Below are 24,184 nucleotides of genomic sequence, written 5' to 3' on the forward strand. Positions count from 1 at the left end.
GCTGCAACTCCAATGACTTTGGGTAAACTTTCTATCGTCCTTGAAGCCGCAGCCGCGTTAGCGGCACTCCGGAATCACTCGCCCGTTAATATGGCATGTTTTTTTAGCATGCCTCGCAACTGATGGTACGTTAGCCCTAGCAAACTTGCAGCTTTGCGCTGATTGAAACGCGCCTGCTCCAATGCATGTTTGATCATCTGCTGCTCGCTATCATGCAGCCAATGTTTCAGGTCGATAGGCAGTGCCGGAAGTGCGGGAGATTCATCTGCTGTGGTCGCTAAAGCCTGCGGTTCGATCGCCGAGTGCTCATTGCTTGAGCGGGCGGCGAAAGGATTGATAATGATGTTATCCAGCGGCTGAAGGTTGTCTCCATGACGATACACAGAACGTTCAACCACATTTTTCAACTCACGAACATTGCCCGGCCAGAGGTACGCCAATAATTGCGCTTTTGCCGATGGCGTAAAACCGGGGAAGAGAGGTAGACCTAACTCACGGCACATCTGGATGGCAAAATGTTCAGCCAATAACATGATGTCCTGCTGACGTTCACGTAACGGCGGTAATTGCACCACATCGAAGGCAAGGCGATCCAGTAGGTCGGCGCGGAATTTACCGGCAGCGGCTAATGCTGGCAAATTGTCATTGGTCGCACAAACCAGCCGGACATCGACTTGCAGCGGTTGGCTGCCGCCAACACGTTCCAAATGACCATATTCAATAACCCGCAATAGTTTTTCTTGCACCAGCATCGGGGCCGTTGCCAGCTCATCCAGAAATAGCGTGCCGCCATCAGCGCGTTCGAAGCGACCTAGATGGCGTTTTTGCGCGCCGGTAAAGGCACCCGCTTCATGGCCAAAGAGTTCAGAGTCGAGCAGATTTTCATTGAGAGCCGCGCAGTTCAATGAGATGAAAGGTCCTTGCCAGCGCTCGGATAAATAATGGAGGCGGTGGGCAATCAGTTCTTTGCCGGTACCGCGCTCGCCAATCACTAATACAGGCTTATTCAGTTTCGCCAGTCCTGAAACTTGTTCCAGCACTTCGACAAATGAGTTTGCTTCGCCCAAGAGGTTATCTAATTGCTCGATCATGATGAAATTCGCCAATTATTGGTTAATATAATCACTCTACATTTTTATGCCAAATAGGCAAAAAATATTTTTCTGTTATTTTTCATGTAATTATGTTTTATGAAAAGTTGGCACGACTCTTGATATTGTCTACGTGAATGAATATTTCTCTGCGGATAGCGTTTAGCATGATTAAGCGTCTACGAGTCACACCGCCGAACGCTATTACGTCAGCAAGCACTATTACGTCAGAGAGTTAACACGTCAAAGAGGATATTAATTATGGGTATTTTTTCACGCTTTGCCGATATCGTGAACGCTAACATCAATACATTACTGGACAAAGCGGAAGACCCGCAAAAATTAGTCCGGCTGATGATTCAAGAAATGGAAGATACGCTGGTTGAGATTCGCTCAACCTCTGCCCGTGCTTTGGCTGAGAAAAAACAACTGCTGCGTCGCATTGATCACAGCGAAAGCCAGCAGCAAGAGTGGCAGGAAAAAGCCGAGCTGGCTTTGCGTAAGGATAAGGAAGACTTAGCGCGAGCAGCACTGATTGAAAAGCAAAAAGTGGCGGCACTCACCGACACATTAACGCATGAAGTCGCCACTGTGGATGAAACGCTCAGCCGGATGAAGCATGAAATCACAGAGCTGGAAAGTAAATTAACTGAAACCCGAGCCCGCCAGCAAGCACTGACCTTACGTCATCAAGCTGCGGCATCATCCCGCGATGTTCGTCGCCAGTTAGACAGCGGCAAACTGGATGAAGCGATGGCACGTTTCGAGCAATTTGAGCGCCGTATTGATCATATGGAAGCCGAAGCGGAAACCGTGGGCGTCGGTAAACAAAAGTCATTGGATCAGCAATTTGCTGAACTCAAAGTTGATGATGAAATCAATAACCAATTGGCTGCACTGAAAGCGAAAATGAATTCAGCACAGTGACAAAAACAGGCAGGCCATCGCCAAATGACGGCCTGCCATAATGAAAATGCAGATATCCGCAACAAAAGGATTAAGGGGAACGAATGAGTATCCTGTTTCTTGCCATACCGCTGACAATTTTTGTGCTTTTTGTGGCCCCCATCTGGTTATGGTTACACTACAGTAATCGCCAGCAAAGCGGTGCTCAGTTGAGCCATCAGGATATGCAACGTTTGTCTCAGTTGACAGATGATGCGCGCCAGATGCGTGAGCGAATCCAGTCATTGGAAGAGATCCTTGATGCACAGCATCCGAACTGGAGGCAGTCATAATGAGTAATAACTTTAAAAGTAATGTATTAAGCAGCAAGAAACTGTATCGGGTGCCAGAAGAGGGCATGGTCAAAGGGGTGTGCGCGGGGTTGGCACACTATTTTGATATCCCAGTAAGATTGATTCGAGTGATGGTGGTGTTATCGCTATTTTTCGGTTTATTCGTCTTCACCATTGCGGCTTATATCGTACTGACGTTTATGCTAGAACCTGCACCCGCAGCCAGTTTCAGTGAGCATCGAGAAGCGACACCTCGGCAACTTTTAGATCAACTCGAGTATGAGTTAGGTGCAGGGGAGCAGCGTTTACGTCAAGTTGAACGCTATGTCACTTCAGATACATTTGTGGTGGAACGCCGTTTTCGTCAGTTGTAATGCTGAAAGTACCATGCTGACAAAATCAATATAATCACCCCTGCCGGAGGGCAATCGATGAACAATAATCCCGCCCGTACTCGAGCAGGTGTAGTATTAACCACATTGATGAAGATTATTTTTACTGTTGCATTGACCTATGGCCCAGCAGGCGCCGCGGGTTTTATTGTTAAGAATGTCAGCCGTAAGCCTCTGCGCTGGTTGCTGCTAATCATGCTGGAACCGATGCTAAAACGTGCAATGGCGGCAACGGCGGGTAAATTTGCTAAGGAGAAGCATGAAACGACTGCAAAATGAGATCACATCATTGGTTAACCGTGGGATGGATCGTCATCTCCGGTTGGCAGTAACAGGTCTGAGTCGTAGCGGTAAAACAGCATTCATCACTTCTTTAGTGAATCAATTACTTCATATTCACAGCGGCGCACGTTTGCCGCTGTTTTCTGCTGCGCGTGAGGAGCGGTTACTGGGCGTTAAACGCGTACCGCAGCGCGATCTCGGTATTCAGCGATTTACTTATGATGAAGGATTGGCGGCGCTGTATGGCACTCCACCTAATTGGCCGACGCCGACACGCGGTGTCAGCGAGATTCGTTTAGCGCTGCGTTTTCGATCCGGCGATTCTTTGCTACGCCATTTTAAAGAAACATCGACATTATATTTAGAGATTGTCGATTATCCGGGCGAATGGCTGTTAGACCTTCCCATGTTGGAACAAGACTACCTAAGCTGGTCGCGCCAGATGGCTGGTCTGTTACAAGGGGATCGCGAAACTTGGGCTCAACCTTGGCTAACGCTATGCCAGCAGTGTGATCCTCTCGCCCCAGCAGATGAGAATCAGTTGGCCGCCATTGCTCAGGCCTATACCGATTATCTGGTTCGCTGCAAAAATGAAGGGCTGCATTTCATACAACCAGGTCGCTTTGTATTGCCTGGTGATATGGCGGGTGCGCCTGCGTTGCAGTTTTTCCCTTGGCCAGACGTGAATGGCTTAGGCGAGTCTCGACTAGCACAGGCGGATAAACACTCCAATTTAGGCATGTTGCGCACTCGTTTTAATTATTACTGCAACGCGGTCGTCAAAGGCTTTTATAAAGAACATTTTGTACGTTTTGACCGGCAAATCGTTTTGGTCGATTGCCTGCAACCCTTGAATAGCGGACCGCAAGCATTCAATGACATGCGTTTGGCACTGACACAACTGATGCAAAGCTTCCATTACGGTAAGCGCACTTTATTCCGACGCTTATTCTCGCCGTGTATTGATAAATTAATGTTTGCAGCCACCAAAGCGGACCATGTTACTGCTGACCAACATGCAAATCTGGTTTCGCTATTACAGCAACTCGTGCAGGAGGCTTGGCAGAATGCCGCATTTGAAGGCATCAGCATGGATTGTGTTGGGTTGGCTTCGGTACAGGCAACGGAAAGTGGCATAGTCGACCATCAAGGACAAAAAATACCCGCGCTACGAGGGAACCGCTTGCTTGATGGTGCGCCGCTGACCGTCTTTCCTGGTGATGTACCAGCCCGCTTGCCGGGGCCTGCATTCTGGCAACAGCAGGGATTTCATTTTGATGAATTTCGCCCACAAGCGGTGAATGTCGATAGCCCATTACCCCATATCCGGCTGGATGCAGTGATGGAGTTTTTATTGGGAGATAAATTGCGATGAGCGAACCATTGAAACCACGGATCGATTTTGAACAGCCTTTGCAACCGTTGGATGAGCCGGTCCTAAAAGCCGCGCAAGCTTTTGATCATCAAGCTGCGGAGAATTTTTATCCTGCAGCCCCCGAGTTGGACGCGGAAGCTGAAGATGGCCGAGTGGAAGGGCTGGTCAATGCCGCGTTAAAACCGAGGCGCAGCCTGTGGCGCAAAATGGTGACCGCAGGTCTGGCACTCTTTGGCGTCAGTGTAATTGCGCAGTCTGTGCAGTGGGTTAATCAGGCCTGGCAACAACAGGACTGGATAGCATTGGGTGCGACGACCGCTGGTGGGCTGATTGTACTGGCAGGCGTGGGATCGGTGCTAACGGAATGGCGACGTTTATACCGCCTACGGCAGCGGGCGGAAGAGCGAGATATTGCGCGTGAATTGTTAGTCAGCCACGGGATCGGTCAGGGGCGTGTTTTTTGTGAAAAATTAGCTCGCCAAGCAGGGTTGGATCAAGGACACCCGGCACTCCAGCGCTGGCAAGCCTCGCTTCATGAAACGCATAATGATAGAGAAGTGGTCGAGCTTTACGCGAAATTGGTGCAACCCGCGCTCGATAATCAGGCGAGAGCTGAAATTAGCCGATATGCAGCCGAATCCGCTTTAATGATCGCCGTCAGTCCGTTGGCATTGGTGGATATGGCATTTATTGCTTGGCGCAATATTCGACTGATTAACCGTATTGCTGCTCTTTATGGTATCGAATTAGGGTATTTCAGCCGTATTCGTTTATTCCGTTTAGTCTTGCTGAATATTGCCTTTGCAGGTGCTTCTGAATTGGTCAGAGAAGTTGGGATGGACTGGTTATCGCAGGATCTGGCTGCACGTTTATCTGCTCGTGCAGCACAAGGGATCGGAGCAGGGCTACTCACTGCGCGATTGGGGATCAAAGCGATGGAACTATGCCGCCCATTGCCTTGGCTTGAGGGAGATAAACCCAAGTTAGGCGATTTCCGCCGCCAATTGGTCAGCCAGTTGAAAAATACGTTGCCGAAGAAAGACAAGTCGAGCCAATAGTAGTGAGATACAGAATGGCGAGAAACAGGGTTACCGCGATGGTTATTTCAGCCGTGGATCAAAAGAGAACGGAAGCGGTTTGACACTGTTCAAGCAAATCTGAAAGTCTTTGTGGCGCGGATTGACCAGCATATTATTTTCTGAAGGCACCAGAGTGGAGGGTACCAGTAATCCAACGGAGGATTCTGATTCTAACCACTCAGTGCCGACATCCATTGTGGTGGCGGGAGCGGGGTCGTTGCGCCAATCAATGGGCCAATCTGTTGGATGCAACAGCATAATATTGTTGTCATCAATCTCAATTTGAAATAGCTCAAACTCACTGAGAGTTGAACTGTCTTGAATATGCGCCAACGTTTCTAACATTGCTAACGATACGCTGCTGGCTAAATAAATCGCGGAGTGGCCCTTATGGTTCCAGCGGCCACCATAGATTTCAGCGCCATAACCAGTCCAAGTTGACGCCAAATAACGGCGCATCACTATGCGGTAAAGCATCATAAATGTCGGTCCATCGAGTTGTCTGTCATTGTATCCATACCCCTTTATTTCGCTTCCCCACGCTCTATTCCCGCAGATTGCGCGATTAAGAGAATACGCCGTGTTCTAACCGCCCAATTAAATCAGAAACTTCTAAGGCGCCGGTTTCTGTCTCTAATAATGAGTCGGGACTGCGGTGACCCAAACCTTTAATCGGCGTTGACATCCAAGTGATAGCCTTGCCTTTATCGCCACCAAAAAGATCAACAGCAGCATCCATGACACGTACAAAACGCGCAATGCGCTCACTCTCTTCCGGCGTGAAACGGCCATCATGAGTGCGCCGGCGGGTTAGGCTACGGCTGGGGATCCCTGTTGCGCGTAGAATCTCAGACTTAGGTATCGCAGCCCAAAGGTGAATGCTATCGATAACATCAACAGAAAAGCCTAATTTTATGCTGTCGACCAAGACGGTGCCGCGGCTGGCGGGCAGGCCGATTTCACGCCATAGCGCGCCCGTCTTGGCTGTTGGGGTGGGGTGATATGCTCTCATGTAACCTCCTCGGTCATATGGCTACCTATACTATAGCCAGTTGGCCGAAACAAAGCAAAGTGTCACTGGACCTTGACGCAAGAAGTTGACGTGACTGAGCATTATTTTATTCTAAATAATTCATTGAAAAAATAATATGCAACTAAATAATCTGGCATGGTTAGTTGATAATTTCCTATTTATTCCAACAAAGGGGTAAAAAAATAGCAAAAAGCCGATTCCTGTCAACTTTTGCTGACAGACTGCTTCATCAGTGAGAAGGGACAGGGTATTATCTTAGGCAGAATTCCGCACCTGCCATATATAAGGTCGATACTGATGCGCTTGGAAGTTTTTTGCGAAGACCGAATCGGTCTCACAAGAGAATTACTTGATCTCTTGGTTTTACGCAGCATTGATTTACGGGGGATCGAAATTGATCCAATTGGTCGCATTTACCTGAATTTCTCACAATTAGATTTCAGCGTATTCAGTGCACTAATGATGGACATACGTCGTATTGACGGTGTAACAGATGTCCGGACAGTCTCTTTTATGCCATCAGAACGCGAGCATCGCTCTCTACGTGCGTTGCTTGAATCCATGCCGGAACCCGTCTTTTCCATCGATTTAAAAGGCAATCTTGAGTTAGCCAACCCCGCAGCACGTGATCTATTTTCCCTGAATGAGGATAAGATCCGCCATAAAACAGCGGCTGGTTTACTGGGCGGCTACAACTTTGCTCGCTGGTTCGAAGAGGGGGGAACAGCTCCTCATACCGAGCGTGTGTTGATCAACAATCAGGATTATCTGATGGAGATCACCCCTATCGAACTAGAAGATGAAAACCAACAAAATCAGACTGTTGGCGCTGTTGTGATGCTCAAGTCTACTGCTCGCATGGGGCAACAACTTCAATTCTTGTCGGTTACCGATGACAGTGAATTCAAGCAAATTGTCGCCACCAGCACGAAAATGCGGCAAGTACTTGAACAAGCGCGCAAGCTAGCCATGCTGGATGCACCATTGTTATTAGTCGGTGATACAGGAACAGGCAAAGACCTTTTAGCGCGAGCCTGCCACTTGCGTAGCCCGCGCGGGAAAATGCCCTTTCTCGGTCTTAACTGTGCTTCATTGCCAGACGATGTCGTGGAAAGCGAGCTGTTTGGCTATGCGGCAGGAGCTTACCCTAATGCAGTAGAAGGCAAAAAAGGCTTCTTTGAGCAGGCTAACGGTGGCTCGGTATTGCTCGATGAAATCGGCGAAATGTCACCACGCATGCAAATTAAGCTGCTCCGTTTCCTCAATGATGGCACTTTCCGTCGAGTGGGTGAAGAACATGAAGTTCATGTCGATGTGCGGGTCATCTGCGCGACGCAGAAAAATCTAGTGGAGTTGGTTCAGCGTGGGGAATTCCGCGAGGATTTATATTATCGCCTCAATGTACTGACTATCACTTTGCCGCCGTTACGTGAACGTCAGGCTGATATCATGCCGCTTACTGCGTTGTTTGTGGCGCGTTTCTCTGACGAACAAGGTGTACCTCGGCCAAAACTGGCCCCTGAACTCAGTAATTTCCTGACTCACTATGGTTGGCCGGGTAATGTGCGACAACTGAAAAATGCCATTTATCGTGCTTTAACTCAGTTGGAAGGTTCAGAGCTAAGACCGCAAGATATCATCTTACCTGAGTTTGAGATTGAAGCTGCACTAGGGGATGAGGTACTTGATGGCTCGCTCGATGACATCAGCAAGCGATTCGAACGTTCCGTTCTGACAAGACTTTATCGCAATTATCCAAGCACCCGGAAACTGGCCAAACGGCTGGGTGTTTCCCATACCGCGATCGCAAATAAGCTACGTGAATATGGCTTGAGCAGTAAGCGGCCTGCAAATGATGAAGGTGAAGAAGAGTAATCAGCAAATTAGCTTGAGAATGATGGGTTAACATTCACTAAGCTGCTGACGTTGAAATTAGACGTAAAAAAACGGCTGAACCCAGAAGGAACAGCCGTTTAGCTTTGTGTTCTTGCTTGCTAATAACCCAAAATTATTGGCTTATTTCAGCGCTGCCAAAGCGGCGTCATAGTTAGGCTCAGTGGTGATTTCATTAACTAACTCACTGTGAATAACATTGTCCTGACCATCCAGAACCACGACAGCACGAGCGGTCAAACCTGCCAATGGGCTATCAGTAATATCGACGCCGTAAGCTTGTTTGAAGTCAGCTCCACGCAATGTAGACAAAGTGACCACATTGCTTAGACCTTCAGCGCCGCAAAAACGTGATTGGGCAAACGGCAGGTCCGAAGAGATGCAAAGAACAACGGTGTTCTCAAGTTCGCCAGCCAGTTGATTGAATTTACGGACAGATGCAGCACAAACACCGGTATCAATGCTTGGGAAGATATTCAGGACTTTACGTTTGCCAACGAAGCTGCTCAAAGCAACATCAGATAAATCTTTCGCTACCAAAGTAAAGTCTTTCGCTTTATCGCCCACTTGTGGCAATTGACCGGCGACGGTCACAGGATTGCCTTGAAAATGTACGGTCTGTGTCATTATTTTCTCCATTTTTACAGATGTGTAACACGAAGTTCAGTTTAAGGTAACAATGGCAGCTTGGGTATCAGAAATTTGCCAAATACCGAAGATTTTGTTTAGGTTAGAAACTCACGTCGAGCGCCAATGCTTGATTCCTGCCAAGGAGCCATAATTGAGAATAATGCGTTTTTACCCTGAGGCTTGGCCTTTACATTCAGCGTTTGTCATTTCGCGAGGCAGCCGCACAGAAGCAAAAGTAGTGGTGGTCGAGATTGAAGAAAACGGCATTCTGGCTGTTGGTGAATGTACGCCATATCCGCATTATGGTGAAAGTGAATCTTCTGTGATGGCCCAACTAGGCTTAGTGGTGAGTGCCATAGAGTCCGGTGTTTCTCGGGATGAGCTGCAACTGATATTGCCGGCAGGTGCGGCGAGAAATGCAGTAGACAGTGCATTGTGGCAGTTGGAATGCTTACAGCATCAGCAAAGTATATGGAACAGAAGCGAGATAGCAGCCGTCACGAATATTGCCATGGCCCAGACCGTTAGCATTGGTACCCCTGAAGCGATGGCCTACAGTGCCAAAGCGTTGGCGCAGCAAGGTGCCAGTTTGCTGAAGATAAAACTTGATGACCACCTGATTGCTGAGCGTTTAGTGGCTATCCGCAGTGCCGCACCGGAAGTGACATTGATCGTTGATGCCAATGAATCTTGGCAAACGGAAGGTTTGGCGGCTCGCTGCCAATTACTGGCTGATCTCGGCGTAGCGATGCTCGAGCAACCCTTGCCTGCGGGTCAGGATGAGGGGTTACAAAATTTCATCCATCCATTGCCGATTTGCGCTGATGAAAGCTGCCACACCAGAGATGATTTGGCAGGTTTGGTGGATCGCTATGATATGGTCAACATTAAGTTGGACAAAGCGGGTGGGTTAACCGAAGCACTATTATTGGCCGAGCAGGCTAAATCGATGGGATTCGCTATTATGCTCGGTTGTATGCTGTGTACCTCCCGTGCGATTCAAGCCGCATTGCCTTTAGTGCCGGGGGCTCGCTTTGTCGATTTGGATGGCCCGACATGGTTAGCGCAAGATGTTGAGGGCGGATTGCACTTTTCAATTGGGGCCATTGATTTATCGGCTTAATCCGTTAGTGCTATAAGTCACTCATCGTTAATAAATCAATCAATGCAGCGAGATAACATTCACTGGCTGCATCTGCTGATATCGGCGGTAATTCAGCGGTGATGCAGGGTAACTGACGATCAGCGCACCAACTGCCGAAGGAACCGGGGGTAGCGTAACCCACACTGGTGACCAACGGTAAGTTAAAGTGAGTGGCCAAACGAGCACCTAACACTGAGCTATCGGGATCTTCAATGCAGGCTAGAGGCTCATGGAATGACACAACCCAGCAGGGTGCTAATTGGTTGATAAGTTCACATAAAGCCTGCGTTTCTGGTTCAGAACCAGCCTGTTCACCTGTTGATAACACGACATCTCGTGCATCAGCAGCACTGTTCCAACGATACACTGTTTCCCCAGCTAGCCAATTTTGTGCAGGGAAATTACGATTAAGATCAACACCATTGGCATTCGCCCGTAGCCCTAGTTGGCAGCCATCAGGATTGACCGCTAACACAACATGGTGGCGTTGTTGTTGCGGCGAAATACTGCGCAGTGCACATGATAGAGCAACGATTGCTGCACTTTCATCGCCGTGCGTACCGGCAATGATTAGCCCAGTATCCGCGCAAGGATGAGAGGCAGGGAAATAGAGTAGTGGTGCGCCTAATGCCGATATGCCGTAGGACTGGCCTAAAGTCGTTAGGTTCCCACGCGCTGAGCGGGGCCGATGTTGATTCATGACGTTTCTCGTGATCCTGAACAATAATTACTGTCGTTAACATATCATCTAATATTATTATCTTGAATCAATAAGATAAGTTATTTTCGCTAGATAAAATCGTCATTGGTAGAGAAATACAGCTAAATTCGGTCTGCTGGTTAGGGTGTTAACTCAGGCTGATATACCGTAAAGCAATGGATGGCAGTATTTTTATTTTCTCATCGTCACGATGGCATTTAATCTGCTAGTTTATGTTTATTCGACTTTTTTACTTTCGCTGAAATGGAACAACAACGAAAAGGTTATTAATTATGCGCTATTTCCGTTTTGCATTGTGTGCCGCATTAGTTGGCACAGCGTTAGGCACGGCAAATGCCGCACAAGTTCCTGCGGGTACCGTGCTGGCTGAGAAACAAGAAATTGTACGTCATATTAAAGATGAGCCAGCTTCCCTTGATCCTATAAAAGCTGTCGGGTTGATTGAGGCGCAGGTTGACCGAGATTTATTCGAAGGATTAGTCAACCAGAATGCGCAAGGGGAGGTGATTCCCGGTGTCGCTTCTCATTGGCAAACCGCTGATAATCAAACTTATATTTTTACGTTACGCCGAGATGCAAAATGGTCAAACGGTGATCCAGTCACTGCGCAGGACTTTGTTTATAGCTGGCGTCGCTTAGTTGACCCCAAAAGTTTGTCTCCATTTGCCTGGTTTGCTGAATTGGCCGGTGTAGAGAATGCACAACAAATAATTGCGGGAACGATGTCGCCAGATACTTTGGGGGTGAGTGCGGTTGACCAATATACCCTAAAAGTTAAGCTCAATAGACCGGTGCCTTATTTCCCTAGTTTGACTGCAAACTTTAGTTTATTCCCAGTGCCGCAATCTGTGGTTGAAAAGCACGGCAGTGATTGGACGAAAGTCGGTAACTTGGTTGGAAATGGTGCATTTAAATTACAAGACCGAGTGGTCAATGAAAAATTAGTATTGGTACCGAACGAACATTATTGGGATCATGCCAATACTGTACTGACTAAGGTCACGTTTATCCCCATCAATCAGGAAGCGAATGCGACTAAACGTTATCAGGCTGGCGATATCGATATTACCGAATCCTTCCCGAAGAATTTATATCAGAAACTATTAAAAGATATTCCTGACCAAGTTTATACGCCAGATCAACTCGGCACTTATTATTATGCCTTTAATACGCAACGTGCGCCTACGAATGATGTCCGTGTCCGCAAAGCGTTATCTTATGCTATCGATCGCAAGATTATCGCTGAAAAAGTATTGGGTACAGGTGAAAAGCCAGCCTATCACTTTACGCCGGATGTCACCGCAGGTTACCACCCAGTAGCCAATGCATTGCAGCAACAAGATCAAGATGAGCTGAATGCACAAGCCAAAGCGTTGTTGCATGCTGCGGGTTATGGCCCAGATAAGCCACTCAAATTATCCTTGCTGTACAACACTTCTGACAACAACCAGAAGTTAGCCATCGCCATTGCTTCCATGTGGAAGAAAACATTGGGTGTGGATGTTCAGATGATTAACCAGGAGTGGAAGACTTATATTGATAGCCGTAACACCGGCAATTTCGATGTGGTACGTGCGTCATGGGTGGGTGACTACAATGAACCATCGACCTTCTTGTCTCTACTGACCTCCACCCACAGTGGGAATATCGCGAAATTTAAAAGCGAAAATTACGACCACGTGCTGAATGAAGCCAGCAGACAAACAAATCCTAAGTTATTAAATGATGATTACAATAAGGCCGAGCAAATTATTGCAGAACAGGTGCCAATCGCCCCAATATATCAATTTACCAATGGGCGATTAATTAAACCATGGGTGAAAGGCTATCCAATAACCAATCCTGAAGACGTCGCTTACAGTCATACAATGTATATTATCAAGCATTGACCTTTATCTATCTTTTGATAACGGTGATGATAAAGCAAATATGCCGCCGATATTTACCGGCGGTTTTTTTGTACCTAAAACTGTCGACTCTCTCGCAGCCTTTAACATTATGTTTCCTTAGAGCGGCTTATCCGAGCTATCGCCTTTAAAGATCAGGTAGCTAGCGCTACACTGAGCTAATTGCATGATAAAAGTCGAATTGAGGACAGTGTTGTGGATGCAGTAGAAGGGAAAGCGCTTCAAGTTTCTGATGCCGTATATGCCTATCAGTTGGACGGTAAGGGTGGCGTGACATCAATCAGTACTGATGCGGTCGCCACTGCGGAGCAACCTTGTTGGTTGCATCTGGATTACACTCACCCAGAAAGCGCCGCTTGGTTACAAAACACCCCATTGTTACCCGAAGTCGTCCGTGATGGGCTGGCAGGTGAGAGTGTACGGCCAAAAGTCACCCGACTGGGAGACGGTACAATGATTACCTTGCGGGGGATTAATTTTAATAACGACGCCCGCCCAGACCAATTAGTCACTTTTAGAGTTTTTATGACGGACAAATTGATCGTCTCCACTCGCCATCGCAAAGTCTATTCCATCGATGATGTGCTGAATGATCTACAAAGTGGCACTGGCCCAACAAATAGCGGTAATTGGCTGGTGGAGATTGTTGATGGCCTGACCGACCATACCAGTGAGTTTATCGAGGATTTGCACGATAAAATTATCGATCTTGAGGACGACCTGCTGGAGCAAAAGATCCCACAACGTGGGCAAATGGCGTTACTGCGTAAACAATTGATTGTCTTGCGTCGCTATATGGCGCCTCAGCGGGACGTGTTCTCGCGACTGGCTAGCGAGCGGTTGCCGTGGATGAACGACGATGATCGTCGGCGCATGCAGGAGATTTCAGAACGCCTAGGCCGTGGTTTAGAAGATTTAGATTCTAGCATTGCACGAACTGCGGTGTTGTCGGATGAGATTAGCTCATTGATGGCCGATGCAATGAACCGGCGGACGTACACCATGTCGCTATTGGCTATGGTGTTTTTACCAACCACTTTTTTGACGGGCTTATTTGGTGTCAACTTAGGGGGCATTCCCGGCAATACTGACGCTTTTGGTTTTGCGACATTCTGCATGATGTTAGTGGCTTTGGTGCTAGGTGTTGCTTGGTGGTTAAAACACAGTAAATGGCTCTAGTTGGTAACGTATAGATGAGCAAAAGTGTCGGGCTGCGATCAGGTTAATCACTGCAAAATTGAGCGATATCAAGTATTGGCAGTAATGACTCAGGCATTATCACTTTGCAGGTGAATGCAACGTCAAGCGATGGGCGTTGCGCTCCATATTTGTAATACTTTTATTTTTGAATTACTGCATAGCACATAATTGTTACGATGCCGATGTTATATCAACATCGGCATTTTTTTTGCTTTTTTTGAAACACCATAGATGGCGCAAAGACGAGTGGTTTGCCCCATCCCAAGTGTGACATGGGGTGAGGCGGAAGATTCGACTAAGCTTACTTAATCTCTACCACGTCAAGACGTACTAACGGCTGACTTTCGTTCTCATCGTCACTTTCAGGTTGCCAGCCGACAGGTTGCAGCGGCAATTCTTCGCGATCAAAAGCCAAATCACCACCGTCAACCACCTCGCTACCGTGCTGGATACCTTTAAAATCAAATAAATTGTGGTCATTCAGATGCGATGGCACAACATTCTGCATGGCGCTATACATAGTTTCAATGCGTCCCGGATACTGCTTATCCCAATCACGTAGCATGTCCTTGATCACCTGACGTTGCAGGTTAGGCTGCGAGCCACACAAATTACAAGGAATGATAGGATACTCTCTGGCCTCAGCGAACCGTTCAATGTCTTTTTCGCGGCAGTAGGCTAATGGGCGAATGACAATGTGCTTACCGTCGTCGCTCATCAATTTAGGTGGCATGCCTTTTAGCTTGCCGCCGTAGAACATATTGAGGAAAAGTGTTTGCAGAATGTCATCACGATGATGACCCAATGCTATTTTGGTTGCCCCTAATTCTGTGGCTGTACGGTACAGAATTCCGCGGCGTAAGCGCGAGCACAGTGAGCAGGTGGTTTTGCCTTCAGGGATAATTTCTTTCACTATCCCGTAAGTGTTCTCTTCCACAATTTTGTATTCGACGCCCTGTTTATCGAGATAAGCAGGCAGAATGTCTTCGGGGAAACCAGGTTGTTTCTGATCCAAATTGACGGCAATTAAAGTGAAGCTAATCGGTGCGCTTTTTTGCAGGTTTTGCAAAATGTCGAGCATGGTAAAGCTGTCTTTGCCGCCAGACAGGCACACCATGACCCGATCACCTTCTTCAATCATATTAAAATCGGCAATCGCCTGACCCACATTGCGGCGTAAGCGTTTTTGCAATTTATTCAAATCATATTGTTTCTTTTGATTAACCACTTGTTTCTCTTGCATTTGTACGTGACTCATATCCAGTTATGGCATGACAGGGCATGGCTGCTATGGCGTCAGTTTATCATTCAACAAGCATATATATTAGTGTTTTCATCTATGGCGTAGTGGCAGGATACACCTTACGTGGGGAAAACATATTGACTATGGGCTGTGAAATAGCTCACAAAAAAAGGAAGAATAATGAAGGTCACTTGCAACAACCCAGCCATTATGATTTATTGAGCCTATCGGATTGTTACTGTGTAATAACAGGCAAAACCTAAAAGAGAATGAACTCTTTTACGTTTTGCCTTTTTTTTTGGGTGGAATATGCGAATACAGAGAGTTCTGAATAATAACGTTGTTGTTGCCCACGATTTTAGTGGGAAAGAATGCGTTGTTATTGGAAAAGGAGTCGGATTCAATAAAAAAGCCAGTGATCTTGTCGATGACGCCTGCATTCAAAAAATATTCCGCCTTGATGAAGATAACAGTTTCGGTAAAGCAAATGATGCTTTTCAGGATGTGCCCGAGGCACTATTTGATATTGTTTTAGAGATTGTTAAACAAGCCACGACACAATTAGACAGAAAAATTCATAAAAGTGTGTATGCCTCATTACTTGATCACATCAGTTTTGCTATTGAAAGAGCAAAGCAGGGCGTTCATGTCAGAAATATGCTCCTTTGGGATATTAAGCGGCTTTACCGAAATGAGTTCATTATTGGTGTTGCTGCACTAGAAAGTATTAAACAAAATCTCAATATTGAACTTGCTGAAGATGAAGCGGGGTTTATTGCGTTACACCTGTTGAATTCACAAAAAGATGGCACGATGCCTGATATTGAGAATGTGTCAAAAGTGATTCAAGATATATTAAATATTGTGAAGTATCACTTCAATATAGAGTATGAAGAAGAGTCGATTAATTTCCAGCGCTTTGTGACTCATTTGAAGTTCTTTTCACATCGGTTATTAAGCAATACCTATGTTTCTACCGACGATAATTCTCTCCATGATATTGTTGCAGAAAAGTATGCTATTTCTTATGAGTGTGCGAAGAAAATAAATAAATTCATTAAGCATGAATATGGACGTTCGTTAACCGATGATGAAATGATGTTTCTCTCCATTCATATTGAGCATGTGAGGAAACCAATCTAATTGGTTTGTTGTTAAGCAATAAAATACTTTATCCATAAAAATAAATGGATTCAATCGATTATTATTTAAATTGAGGTTAGCCCATGAATGCATATCACATGCTGGCAGGGGAAATAATCAAACATGTCGGTGGGAAAGAGAATGTTATATCACTCACTCATTGCATTACACGTTTGAGATTTTCTCTCAGGGATTCAAAAAAATTTAACAAAACGATATTAGATAAGCTTGATGGTGTTATTTTAGCCGTGGAAAGTAATGGGCAATATCAAGTTGTGATAGGTAATGATGTCACCAAAATCTATAACGTGATGATTGACGATTTTGGCATTAAAGGTGACTCATCCTCAGCGGATACGCATCAATCGGCAGAAAAGAAAGGCAATATAGTCGGTCGTGTCTTTAATAAAATGTCCTCTATTTTGGTCCCCATTGTTCCCGCTCTTGCCGGTGCTGGGATGTTAAAAGCGTTACTGGTTATCCTAACCACTTATCAATTTGTCGATCCTACCGGTAGCACGTATAAAATTCTTGCTGCGGCCAGTAACAGTGTTTTCTACTTTTTGCCTCTCTTACTGGCATTTTCATGTGCTAAATCTTTTAATGCCCATCCCTTTGTCTCAGTCGCCATTGTGGGGGCCTTACTCGAACCCACGTTTACTGGATTGATGCAGAACCAAGGCGATATTGTTGAGTTTATGGGTATTCCAGTCGTGCTGATGAAATACTCATCCACGCTCATTCCCGCGATACTTGCTGTTTGGGCCTATTCCTATCTCGAACGATTTTTGAAACGATTTATCCATCAAAGTATTGAAATGATTGCAGTCCCTATGTTGGGCTTGCTCATCATGGTACCGGTTATTGTTATCGCCGTTGGGCCAATTGGCGTGTATTTAGGTGATGGTATTGGGGCAGGCATCGCTTATCTGAACAGTGTGAGCGGTATGTTGACTGGGGCGATCATTGGTGGCGGTTGGACATTGTTAGTCATGTTCGGCTTGCATTGGGGCTTAGTCCCAGTGATGCTCAATAATCTGGCATTACATGGTTTCGATACCATTAAGCCTGCGGCGGCCACCGCTACATTTGCCTCTGCCGGTGCCGCATTTGGTGTCTTCCTGAAAACCAAGGATAAGAAATTAAAATCCTTTGCGCTATCTACCATGGTTCCAGCCCTTTTTGCTGGCGTGACCGAACCGATTGTTTACGGTATCTCTATTAAGTATAAACGCCCGCTGATCGCATCTCTTATTGCCGGCACCATTGCAGGGGGATTTGTTGGTGCGATGGGTACCACCGTGATGGCTTATGTTTTCCCAGCATTGACCACACTACCTGCTTTTATGACAAATACTTTTGCTTATTATGTGATTGGAATTTCGATGTCATTTGCTCTGTCTACGATATTGACCTATCTCCTCGGGTTCGATGAGCAAAAAAATGAAAATAACGTCTCGGATGTTTCAATTTCACCACTTAATAATAACCCGGTTAGGCGAGATAAATCAGCTCAAGGGGTAAGCGAGCTTTTATTATCAGCACCACTTAATGGCAAAGTCATCCCGCTGACAGAAGTAAAAGATGGTGTATTTGCCAGTGAAATAATGGGTAAGGGAATTGCTATTTATCCTACGGAAGGTGCGGTGTATTCCCCCGTAGATGGCGTCGTATCAAAATTATTTCATACCCATCATGCCTTAGGTATCGTTTCAGATAATGGAATGGAGATATTAATTCATGTTGGTATTGATACGGTTAAATTAAATGGTGAGTTATTTACGAGTCATATTAAAGAAGGCGATATTGTCTCTCAAGGGCAATTATTATTGACCTTCGATCTGGATGAACTGGTTGCCAGAGGCTTTGATATGACAACTCCGATAGTCATTGCCAATACTGAAAGTTATAGCAATATCTTGGCGACGGAAAAAGTTAGTGTTGATCGTGGCAATATATTAATAACGGTTATTCCTGCCTCAATTTAAATACACGTTGGAGAGTTAAAATGACAGATTCAGTAATTAAAGGTTTCCCTAAGGGTTTTTTATGGGGGGGAGCGGTCGCAGCGAATCAGGTTGAAGGCGGCTGGAATGTCGGTGGCAAAGGGTTATCGACAGCCGATATGGCGATTCATAAAAAAGATCTCAAGCGTGAAGAATACGAAAAACATTATAAAATCACTAATCAACAAATAGAAGAAGCGATTGTTACCCAAGATGCCAGTCAATATCCAAAGCGTCGGGGTATCGATTTTTATCATCGTTTTAAACAAGATATGGCTTTGTTTGCCGAGATGAATTTCAAAGTATTGCGCGTATCTATTGCTTGGACCCGAATTTACCCAAATGGTATTGAAGAACAACCCAATGAAGCTGGCTTGCGTTTTTACGATGAGTTATTCGATGAAATGCATAAGAATGGCATAGAGCCGCTCGTGACGCTTTCTCATTACGAAATGCCGATCTACTTGGTTAATAACTATGGTGGCTGGAGTAATCGTAAAACGGTTGATTTATTTGAGAAGTTCGCCATCACTGTATTCGAGCGTTATCAAGAAAAAGTCAAATATTGGCTAACGTTTAATGAGATTGATAGTTTAATTCGTCATCCATTTACGTCGGGCGGGATTGTCACCGAACGTTTCCCCGTTGATGAAGTTGAATCAGTGATTTATCAAGCACTGCACCATCAGTTTATTGCCAGTGCATTAGCCGTCAAACACTGTAAACGCATTTCACCAGATGCAAAAATTGGCTGCATGTTGACACGTTTGCTGACCTATCCGGAAAGTTGTGCACCAGAAGATGTGTTACTGGCCCACCAAGAAAACCAGCTAAATTACTTTTTCTCTGATGTCCAAATTCGGGGTCGCTATCCACGTCATATGACGCGGCGTTTTGCAGAGAAGGGCATTAAGGTCGTTATGCAGCCGGGTGATGAGGAGATCCTACAACAACACACCGTTGATTTTCTGTCGTTCAGCTACTACATGTCTCTGGTGACCAGTGTTAATGCCGACAAAATGGATAAAGTGGGCGGGAATATTGCTGGTGGCGTTAAAAACCCACATCTGAAAACAACTGATTGGGATTGGCAAATTGACCCCGTAGGTTTGCGGATTGCGCTTAATGATATGTATGACCGCTATCAAATCCCATTATTTGTAGTAGAAAATGGTATGGGTGCGGTCGATCACATTGATGACGATGGCCAAATCAATGATGATTATCGCATTGAGTTCTTCCGTTCTCATTTGAAAGAAATGAAAGAAGCGGTGAAAGATGGTGTTGAATTGATGGGTTATACCTCTTGGGCACCTATCGATCTGATCAGTGCTTCAACGTCAGAAATGAACAAGCGCTATGGTTTCATTTATGTTGATCAAGATAATGACGGTAAAGGTACTCTGGAACGCTCTCGTAAGAAAAGTTTCTATTGGTATCAAAATGTCATTGAAACTAATGGTGAAAATCTCTAATAGCCCATCATAAAAAAAGCCAGTCAGTATCCGCTGACTGGCTTTTAACGTTATGGGTTAACTTATTATTCCGCGGCCGTTTTCTCGGCTTTTCCGGCCAACAAACTCAAGAAGTCATAGCGTTTTTGCAGATCTTTTTCCGCGGCAGCGTACAACTGCGCGGCGACTTCTGGTTCTTGGGTGTTGAGTCGGCGGAAACGTTGCTCATTAAGCAGTGTAGTGGTCAGGTCACTGCTCGGTGGGCGAGAATCCAGCGCCAAGGCGGCTTTGCCCTCATCGGTACGGCGTGGGTCGAAGCGGTAAAGTGGCCAGAAACCGGTCGCGGTTAATTGCTTCATTTGGTCATGGCTGTAGGCCAGATCGTAACCGTGCTCTTCGCAAGGACTATAAGCAATAATCAGTGACGGGCCTGGGTAGGCTTCTGCTTCCTGAATGGCTTTCACTGTTTGATTGAGCTGCGCACCCAATGAAATCTGCGCCACATAAACATGACCGTACATCATCATGCTGACACCCAAATCTTTACGCGCCTTACGTTTACCATGCTCACCAAATTTAGTGACGGCCCCAAGTGGTGTAGCTTTAGATTGCTGACCACCGGTATTAGAGTAGCACTGGGTGTCTAGCACCAATACATTGACGTTTTCTGTCAGGCTCAGCACGTGGTCAAGGCCGCCAAAACCAATATCATAGGCCCAGCCGTCGCCGCCAATAAGCCAGATGGATTTATCCACCAAGTAATCGGCATCGGTAGCTAACTGCTGCGCATCATTGCCGGGAATATCAAGCAATAGCTGGCGCAGTTGCGTTACCTGCTCACGTCGAACTTCCGGTGTGGCTTCTTCAGTGAGCAGTTGGCTAACCAAATCGGATGGCAGTTGCGGTGCGAGTTCATTGATTAGGCGAGTAACTCGCTGGCGATGTTGATCAACCGTTAGACGGAAGCCTAAACCAAACTCGGCGTTATCTTCAAACAGTGAGTTAGCCCACGCAGGGCCGCGGCCATCGGCATTAGTGGTATAAGGCGTCGTCGGCAAGTTGCCGCCATAGATAGAAGAACAACCGGTAGCATTGGCGATTAATAAACGATCGCCATACAACTGGGTCAGCAACTTAATGTACGGTGTTTCACCACAACCGGAACACGCACCGGAATATTCAAACAGCGGCGAAATCAATTGTGATGTGCGGATATCGATACGCTCCATCGTTGTTTTATCGATTTCAGGCAGTTTGAGGAAGAAATCATAGTGCGCTTTCTCTTCCACCAGATGCTCCAACCGTGGCTTCATGTTGATGGCTTTGATTTCAGGATTCTGGCGGTCTTTCGCCGGACAAACTTCGTAGCACAGGTTACATCCGGTGCAATCTTCCGGCGCGACTTGCAACACATATTTCTGACCACGCATATCACGCGCTTTGACATCGAGTGATTGCAAGCTATCAGGCGCGCCAGACATCGCGTCGGGCTGTACCACTTTGGCACGGATTGCCGAATGCGGGCAGGCGGCTACGCAGTGGTTACATTGGGTACATAAATCAGGCTGCCAAATTGGAATATCTTCGGCGATGTTGCGTTTTTCCCACTGAGTGGTGCCCACTGGCCAAGTACCGTCTGGAGGGAAGGCTGAAACAGGTAGCGCATCACCTAAGCCAGCCAGCATGGTTGCCGTGACAGTTTTGACGAAATCGGGCGCTTGATCCGAGACGATCGGTGGGCGCATCGGACTATGCTCATCGATGGGTTGCAGCGGAATTTCCACTAGCGCTTCGAGGGTAGCATCCAGTGCTTGCCAGTTACGGATGACAATTTCTGGCCCTTTATTGCTGTAGCTGCGATCAATGGCAGCACGCAACTGCTCGAGAGCCATCTCGGTAGGCAATATTTGCGTCAGGTGGAAGAACGCCATTTGCATCACGGTATTGATGCGCGCCCCGAGCTTACATTCACGGGCGATTTTGGCGGCATTAATCACAAACAGACGTGCATTGCGCTGGTGCAGTACTGCCTGAACTTCCTGTGGCAGACGTGACCACATCTCATCGGCACTAAACGGGGTATTAATCAGGAAAATGCCGCCTGGTTTTAGCCGTTCAGCCATTTGGTAAGTATCGATGAATTGCAATTGGTGACAACCAACAAAATCAGCGTGGCTAACCAGATAAGCCGAGTTAATCGGCGTTTCACTGACGCGTAAATGCGAGACGGTCAGGCCACCGGCCTTTTTTGAGTCGTAAACAAAATAGCCCTGCGCATAGAGCGAGGTGCTGTTTCCGATAATCTTGATGTTATTTTTCGTTGCGGAGACCGAACCATCACTGCCAAGGCCATAAAACAGGGCTTCCAGCGTAGCGCGTTGCTCGATTTTCTCATCGGTCAGCGGTAATGACAAACCGGTCACGTCATCGAAAATGCCGACGGTAAAGCGTGGGCGAGGTTTTTCCAAGCTCAGCTCTTTGAAAATGGCCAACGCACAATCAGGACCAAATTCTTTAGACGATAAGCCGTAGCGGCCACCGATGACTTTCGGTAATGTCTCACGTTCACCTCGGCTATAGGCTTCTGCCAAGGCGGTCATCACATCAAGGTATAAGGGCTCAGCTAAAGCGCCGGGTTCTTTGGTGCGATCTAAGACCGCCACTTTGGTCACCGATTGCGGCAGTACGCTTAATAAATGTTCAGCAGAGAAAGGGCGGAATAAGCGCACTTTAAGCACACCGACTTTTTCGCCACGTGTCAGCAAGCTATCAATCACTTCTTCGCAGGTACCAATAGCCGAGCCCATCAGAATGATTACTCGCTCTGCTTGTGGATGCCCGTAGTATTCAAAAGGCTTATATTCACGCCCAGTTGCTTCGGCAAAGGCTTGCATGGCATCAGCGACATGCTGATAGGTACTGTTGTACCAAGGATTCGTTGCCTCGCGGGACTGGAAATAGGTATCAGGGTTAGCTGAGGTTCCTCGAACCACCGGATGATCAGGGGAAAGTGCGCGGCTGCGATGACCATCGATTCCTTTTTGCGGTAACAGTTGGCGCAGCGTGTCATCACTCAGCGGAACAATTTTATTGATTTCGTGCGAGGTACGGAAACCATCAAAGAAATGAATAAAAGGTATACGGCTATTCAGCGTTGCCACTTGGGAGATCAGAGCAAAGTCTTGTGCTTCCTGTACGCTGCTGGCACACAACATGGCACAACCGGTTTGACGCACGGCCATGACATCAGAATGATCACCAAAGATAGACAGCGCATGGGTCGCGATGGTCCGCGCGGCGACATGGAGCACAAAAGGTGTGAGCTCGCCAGCCAACTTATAAAGTGTTGGGATCATCAACAGCAATCCCTGCGAGGAGGTAAATGAGGTGGATAGCGCACCAGTCTGTAGCGCGCCATGGACGGTCGCAATCGCGCCGCCTTCAGACTGCATTTCCACCACGCGGGGGATATCACCCCAGATATTCACTTTGCCATCACCAGACCAAGCATCAGCTTGTTCAGCCATGGTCGAACTCGGCGTGATAGGGTAGATTGCAATCACTTCACTAGCACGATAGGCCACAGAAGCAACGGCACTGTTACCGTCAGTAGTAATCATTAAATTGTACCTTCACATTGCTTATTATGCATAAACGCGCGTTACGCACAGAAAAAGGATAATGAACAGCCTTAGGGGATGAACTGGCTATTTGAACTAATGACGAAATTCTAGCAGAGCGCATTTTTGCCAGTTATCGCATTTGTGTGGCGGTCACTGACATTGAATGACGTGAGCAGGGGGCTTGGGGAGATAATCCGTCAATTTAGATAATCATTATTACAATTAGAAAACTATTTGTGACAACGAAAAGCCGTCACTGACATGATGGCAGAACGCTTATTGCGCATCGGTTAAGTTAATTTGTGAAATAATTGTGACGTGGAATGAGAATGAATGAAGATTTAACATTGGGCGGGCATAATGCTCACTTAATAACAAAATGAGAGGATAACGATGAGCGGTTTCATGTACTTAATGATGGCAATAGTGGCTGAGGTCGTCGCAACCACGATGTTAAAAGCCTCTGAGGGTTTTACCCGCTTAGTCCCCTCTATTGTGGTGGTGATTGGGTATTGTATTGCTTTTTGGGGACTTTCGCAGGTGGTGAAAACCATGCCATTAGGTATCGCTTATGCCATTTGGTCAGGGTTAGGGATTGTTATCGTGTCAGTGGCAGCCACTTTTTTGTATCAACAAAAATTGGATTGGGCGGCAATCGTTGGCATGACGCTGATTGTCGCGGGCGTATTGGTGATTAACTTATTGTCTAAAACCCCGATGCACTAATTAC

At 46.6% G+C, this 24,184-nt stretch carries 21 protein-coding genes; 14 read left to right on the forward strand and 7 right to left on the reverse strand.

The window, feature by feature from the left end:
- Positions 1–74: 74 nt before the first annotated feature.
- Complete coding sequence (gene pspF / locus BN68_RS04320; protein ID WP_019209926.1) at positions 75–1,091, reverse strand: phage shock protein operon transcriptional activator; 1,017 nt, start codon at positions 1,089–1,091, stop codon at positions 75–77.
- 261 nt (positions 1,092–1,352) lie between these two features.
- Here pspF and pspA point away from each other — a divergent pair, with 261 nt between their 5' ends.
- The 6 genes from pspA to BN68_RS04350 all read left to right on the forward strand — a co-directional run bounded on the left by pspA (position 1,353) and on the right by BN68_RS04350 (position 5,436).
- Entirely contained in the window at positions 1,353–2,018 is a 666-nt protein-coding gene (gene pspA, locus BN68_RS04325; protein ID WP_019209927.1) for a phage shock protein PspA, read from the forward strand.
- An 83-nt stretch (positions 2,019–2,101) separates the two neighbouring features.
- Positions 2,102–2,329 carry an envelope stress response membrane protein PspB gene (pspB, locus tag BN68_RS04330; protein WP_019209928.1) on the forward strand — a complete coding sequence of 76 codons (228 nt, stop codon included), beginning with the start codon at positions 2,102–2,104 and terminating at the stop codon, positions 2,327–2,329.
- Positions 2,329–2,703, forward strand: coding sequence for an envelope stress response membrane protein PspC (gene pspC / locus BN68_RS04335; protein ID WP_019209929.1), 375 nt, complete (start codon positions 2,329–2,331; stop codon positions 2,701–2,703). The genes pspB and pspC overlap by 1 nt, the downstream gene beginning before the upstream one ends.
- A 57-nt stretch (positions 2,704–2,760) precedes the next feature.
- Entirely contained in the window at positions 2,761–3,000 is a 240-nt protein-coding gene (gene pspD, locus BN68_RS04340; protein WP_019209930.1) for a phage shock protein PspD, read from the forward strand.
- Positions 2,981–4,378 carry a YcjX family GTP-binding protein gene (locus BN68_RS04345; protein ID WP_019209931.1) on the forward strand — a complete coding sequence of 466 codons (1,398 nt, stop codon included), beginning with the start codon at positions 2,981–2,983 and terminating at the stop codon, positions 4,376–4,378. Before pspD ends, BN68_RS04345 begins: the two co-directional genes overlap by 20 nt.
- Positions 4,375–5,436, forward strand: a complete 1,062-nt coding sequence (locus tag BN68_RS04350) for a YcjF family protein (RefSeq protein WP_019209932.1) — start codon at positions 4,375–4,377, stop codon at positions 5,434–5,436. The genes BN68_RS04345 and BN68_RS04350 overlap by 4 nt, the downstream gene beginning before the upstream one ends.
- A gap of 42 nt (positions 5,437–5,478) precedes the next feature.
- On the opposite strand, the gene BN68_RS04355 is transcribed toward BN68_RS04350, so the two are convergent.
- Positions 5,479–5,937, reverse strand: coding sequence for an RES family NAD+ phosphorylase (locus tag BN68_RS04355; RefSeq protein ID WP_019209933.1), 459 nt, complete (start codon positions 5,935–5,937; stop codon positions 5,479–5,481).
- Positions 5,938–6,022: 85 nt separating this feature from the next.
- Positions 6,023–6,469 (reverse strand): type II toxin-antitoxin system antitoxin Xre, encoded by a 447-nt coding sequence (xre, locus tag BN68_RS04360; protein WP_019209934.1) that lies wholly within the window; start codon positions 6,467–6,469, stop codon positions 6,023–6,025.
- A gap of 318 nt (positions 6,470–6,787) precedes the next feature.
- Here xre and tyrR point away from each other — a divergent pair, with 318 nt between their 5' ends.
- Positions 6,788–8,365, forward strand: coding sequence for a transcriptional regulator TyrR (gene tyrR, locus BN68_RS04365; protein ID WP_019209935.1), 1,578 nt, complete (start codon positions 6,788–6,790; stop codon positions 8,363–8,365).
- A gap of 141 nt (positions 8,366–8,506) precedes the next feature.
- On the opposite strand, the gene tpx is transcribed toward tyrR, so the two are convergent.
- Complete coding sequence (tpx, locus tag BN68_RS04370; protein ID WP_019209936.1) at positions 8,507–9,010, reverse strand: thiol peroxidase; 504 nt, start codon at positions 9,008–9,010, stop codon at positions 8,507–8,509.
- Between the two features lie 154 nt (positions 9,011–9,164).
- Between tpx and ycjG the strand changes: the two genes are divergently transcribed.
- Positions 9,165–10,136, forward strand: a complete 972-nt coding sequence (gene ycjG / locus BN68_RS04375) for an L-Ala-D/L-Glu epimerase (protein WP_019209937.1) — start codon at positions 9,165–9,167, stop codon at positions 10,134–10,136.
- Positions 10,137–10,146: 10 nt separating this feature from the next.
- Here ycjG and mpaA read toward each other — a convergent pair whose 3' ends face one another.
- Complete coding sequence (gene mpaA, locus BN68_RS04380) at positions 10,147–10,857, reverse strand: murein tripeptide amidase MpaA (RefSeq protein WP_019209938.1); 711 nt, start codon at positions 10,855–10,857, stop codon at positions 10,147–10,149.
- A gap of 293 nt (positions 10,858–11,150) precedes the next feature.
- On the opposite strand from mpaA, the gene BN68_RS04385 reads away from it, so the two are divergent.
- Together BN68_RS04385 and zntB are read left to right on the forward strand one after the other, a co-directional pair.
- A complete protein-coding gene (locus BN68_RS04385) occupies positions 11,151–12,767 on the forward strand; it encodes a peptide ABC transporter substrate-binding protein (RefSeq protein WP_019209939.1) in 1,617 nt (538 codons plus the stop codon).
- 213 nt (positions 12,768–12,980) lie between these two features.
- Positions 12,981–13,964: a zinc transporter ZntB gene (zntB, locus tag BN68_RS04390; protein WP_042806393.1), complete on the forward strand. Its 984-nt coding sequence runs from the start codon at positions 12,981–12,983 to the stop codon at positions 13,962–13,964.
- Between the two features lie 322 nt (positions 13,965–14,286).
- Here zntB and ttcA read toward each other — a convergent pair whose 3' ends face one another.
- Positions 14,287–15,228, reverse strand: a complete 942-nt coding sequence (gene ttcA, locus BN68_RS04395) for a tRNA 2-thiocytidine(32) synthetase TtcA (RefSeq protein ID WP_019209941.1) — start codon at positions 15,226–15,228, stop codon at positions 14,287–14,289.
- A 309-nt stretch (positions 15,229–15,537) separates the two neighbouring features.
- Here ttcA and licT point away from each other — a divergent pair, with 309 nt between their 5' ends.
- The 3 genes from licT (at position 15,538) to BN68_RS04410 (ending at position 19,852) form a co-directional block, all read left to right on the forward strand.
- Positions 15,538–16,371, forward strand: coding sequence for a BglG family transcription antiterminator LicT (licT, locus tag BN68_RS04400; RefSeq protein WP_019209942.1), 834 nt, complete (start codon positions 15,538–15,540; stop codon positions 16,369–16,371).
- A gap of 83 nt (positions 16,372–16,454) precedes the next feature.
- The gene (locus BN68_RS04405; protein WP_019209943.1) at positions 16,455–18,359 is read left to right on the forward strand and encodes a beta-glucoside-specific PTS transporter subunit IIABC; all 1,905 of its coding nucleotides are present in this window, start codon (positions 16,455–16,457) and stop codon (positions 18,357–18,359) included.
- A gap of 20 nt (positions 18,360–18,379) precedes the next feature.
- Entirely contained in the window at positions 18,380–19,852 is a 1,473-nt protein-coding gene (locus BN68_RS04410) for a glycoside hydrolase family 1 protein (RefSeq protein ID WP_019209944.1), read from the forward strand.
- A 65-nt stretch (positions 19,853–19,917) separates the two neighbouring features.
- Here the strand turns inward: BN68_RS04410 and nifJ are convergent, their stop codons facing one another.
- Entirely contained in the window at positions 19,918–23,451 is a 3,534-nt protein-coding gene (gene nifJ / locus BN68_RS04415) for a pyruvate:ferredoxin (flavodoxin) oxidoreductase (RefSeq protein WP_019209945.1), read from the reverse strand.
- 396 nt (positions 23,452–23,847) lie between these two features.
- Here nifJ and BN68_RS04420 point away from each other — a divergent pair, with 396 nt between their 5' ends.
- The gene (locus BN68_RS04420; protein WP_019209946.1) at positions 23,848–24,180 is read left to right on the forward strand and encodes a DMT family transporter; all 333 of its coding nucleotides are present in this window, start codon (positions 23,848–23,850) and stop codon (positions 24,178–24,180) included.
- Positions 24,181–24,184: the final 4 nt, after the last annotated feature.

The sequence above is a fragment of the Yersinia massiliensis CCUG 53443 genome (assembly GCF_000312485.1).
Classification (GTDB): domain Bacteria; phylum Pseudomonadota; class Gammaproteobacteria; order Enterobacterales; family Enterobacteriaceae; genus Yersinia; species Yersinia massiliensis.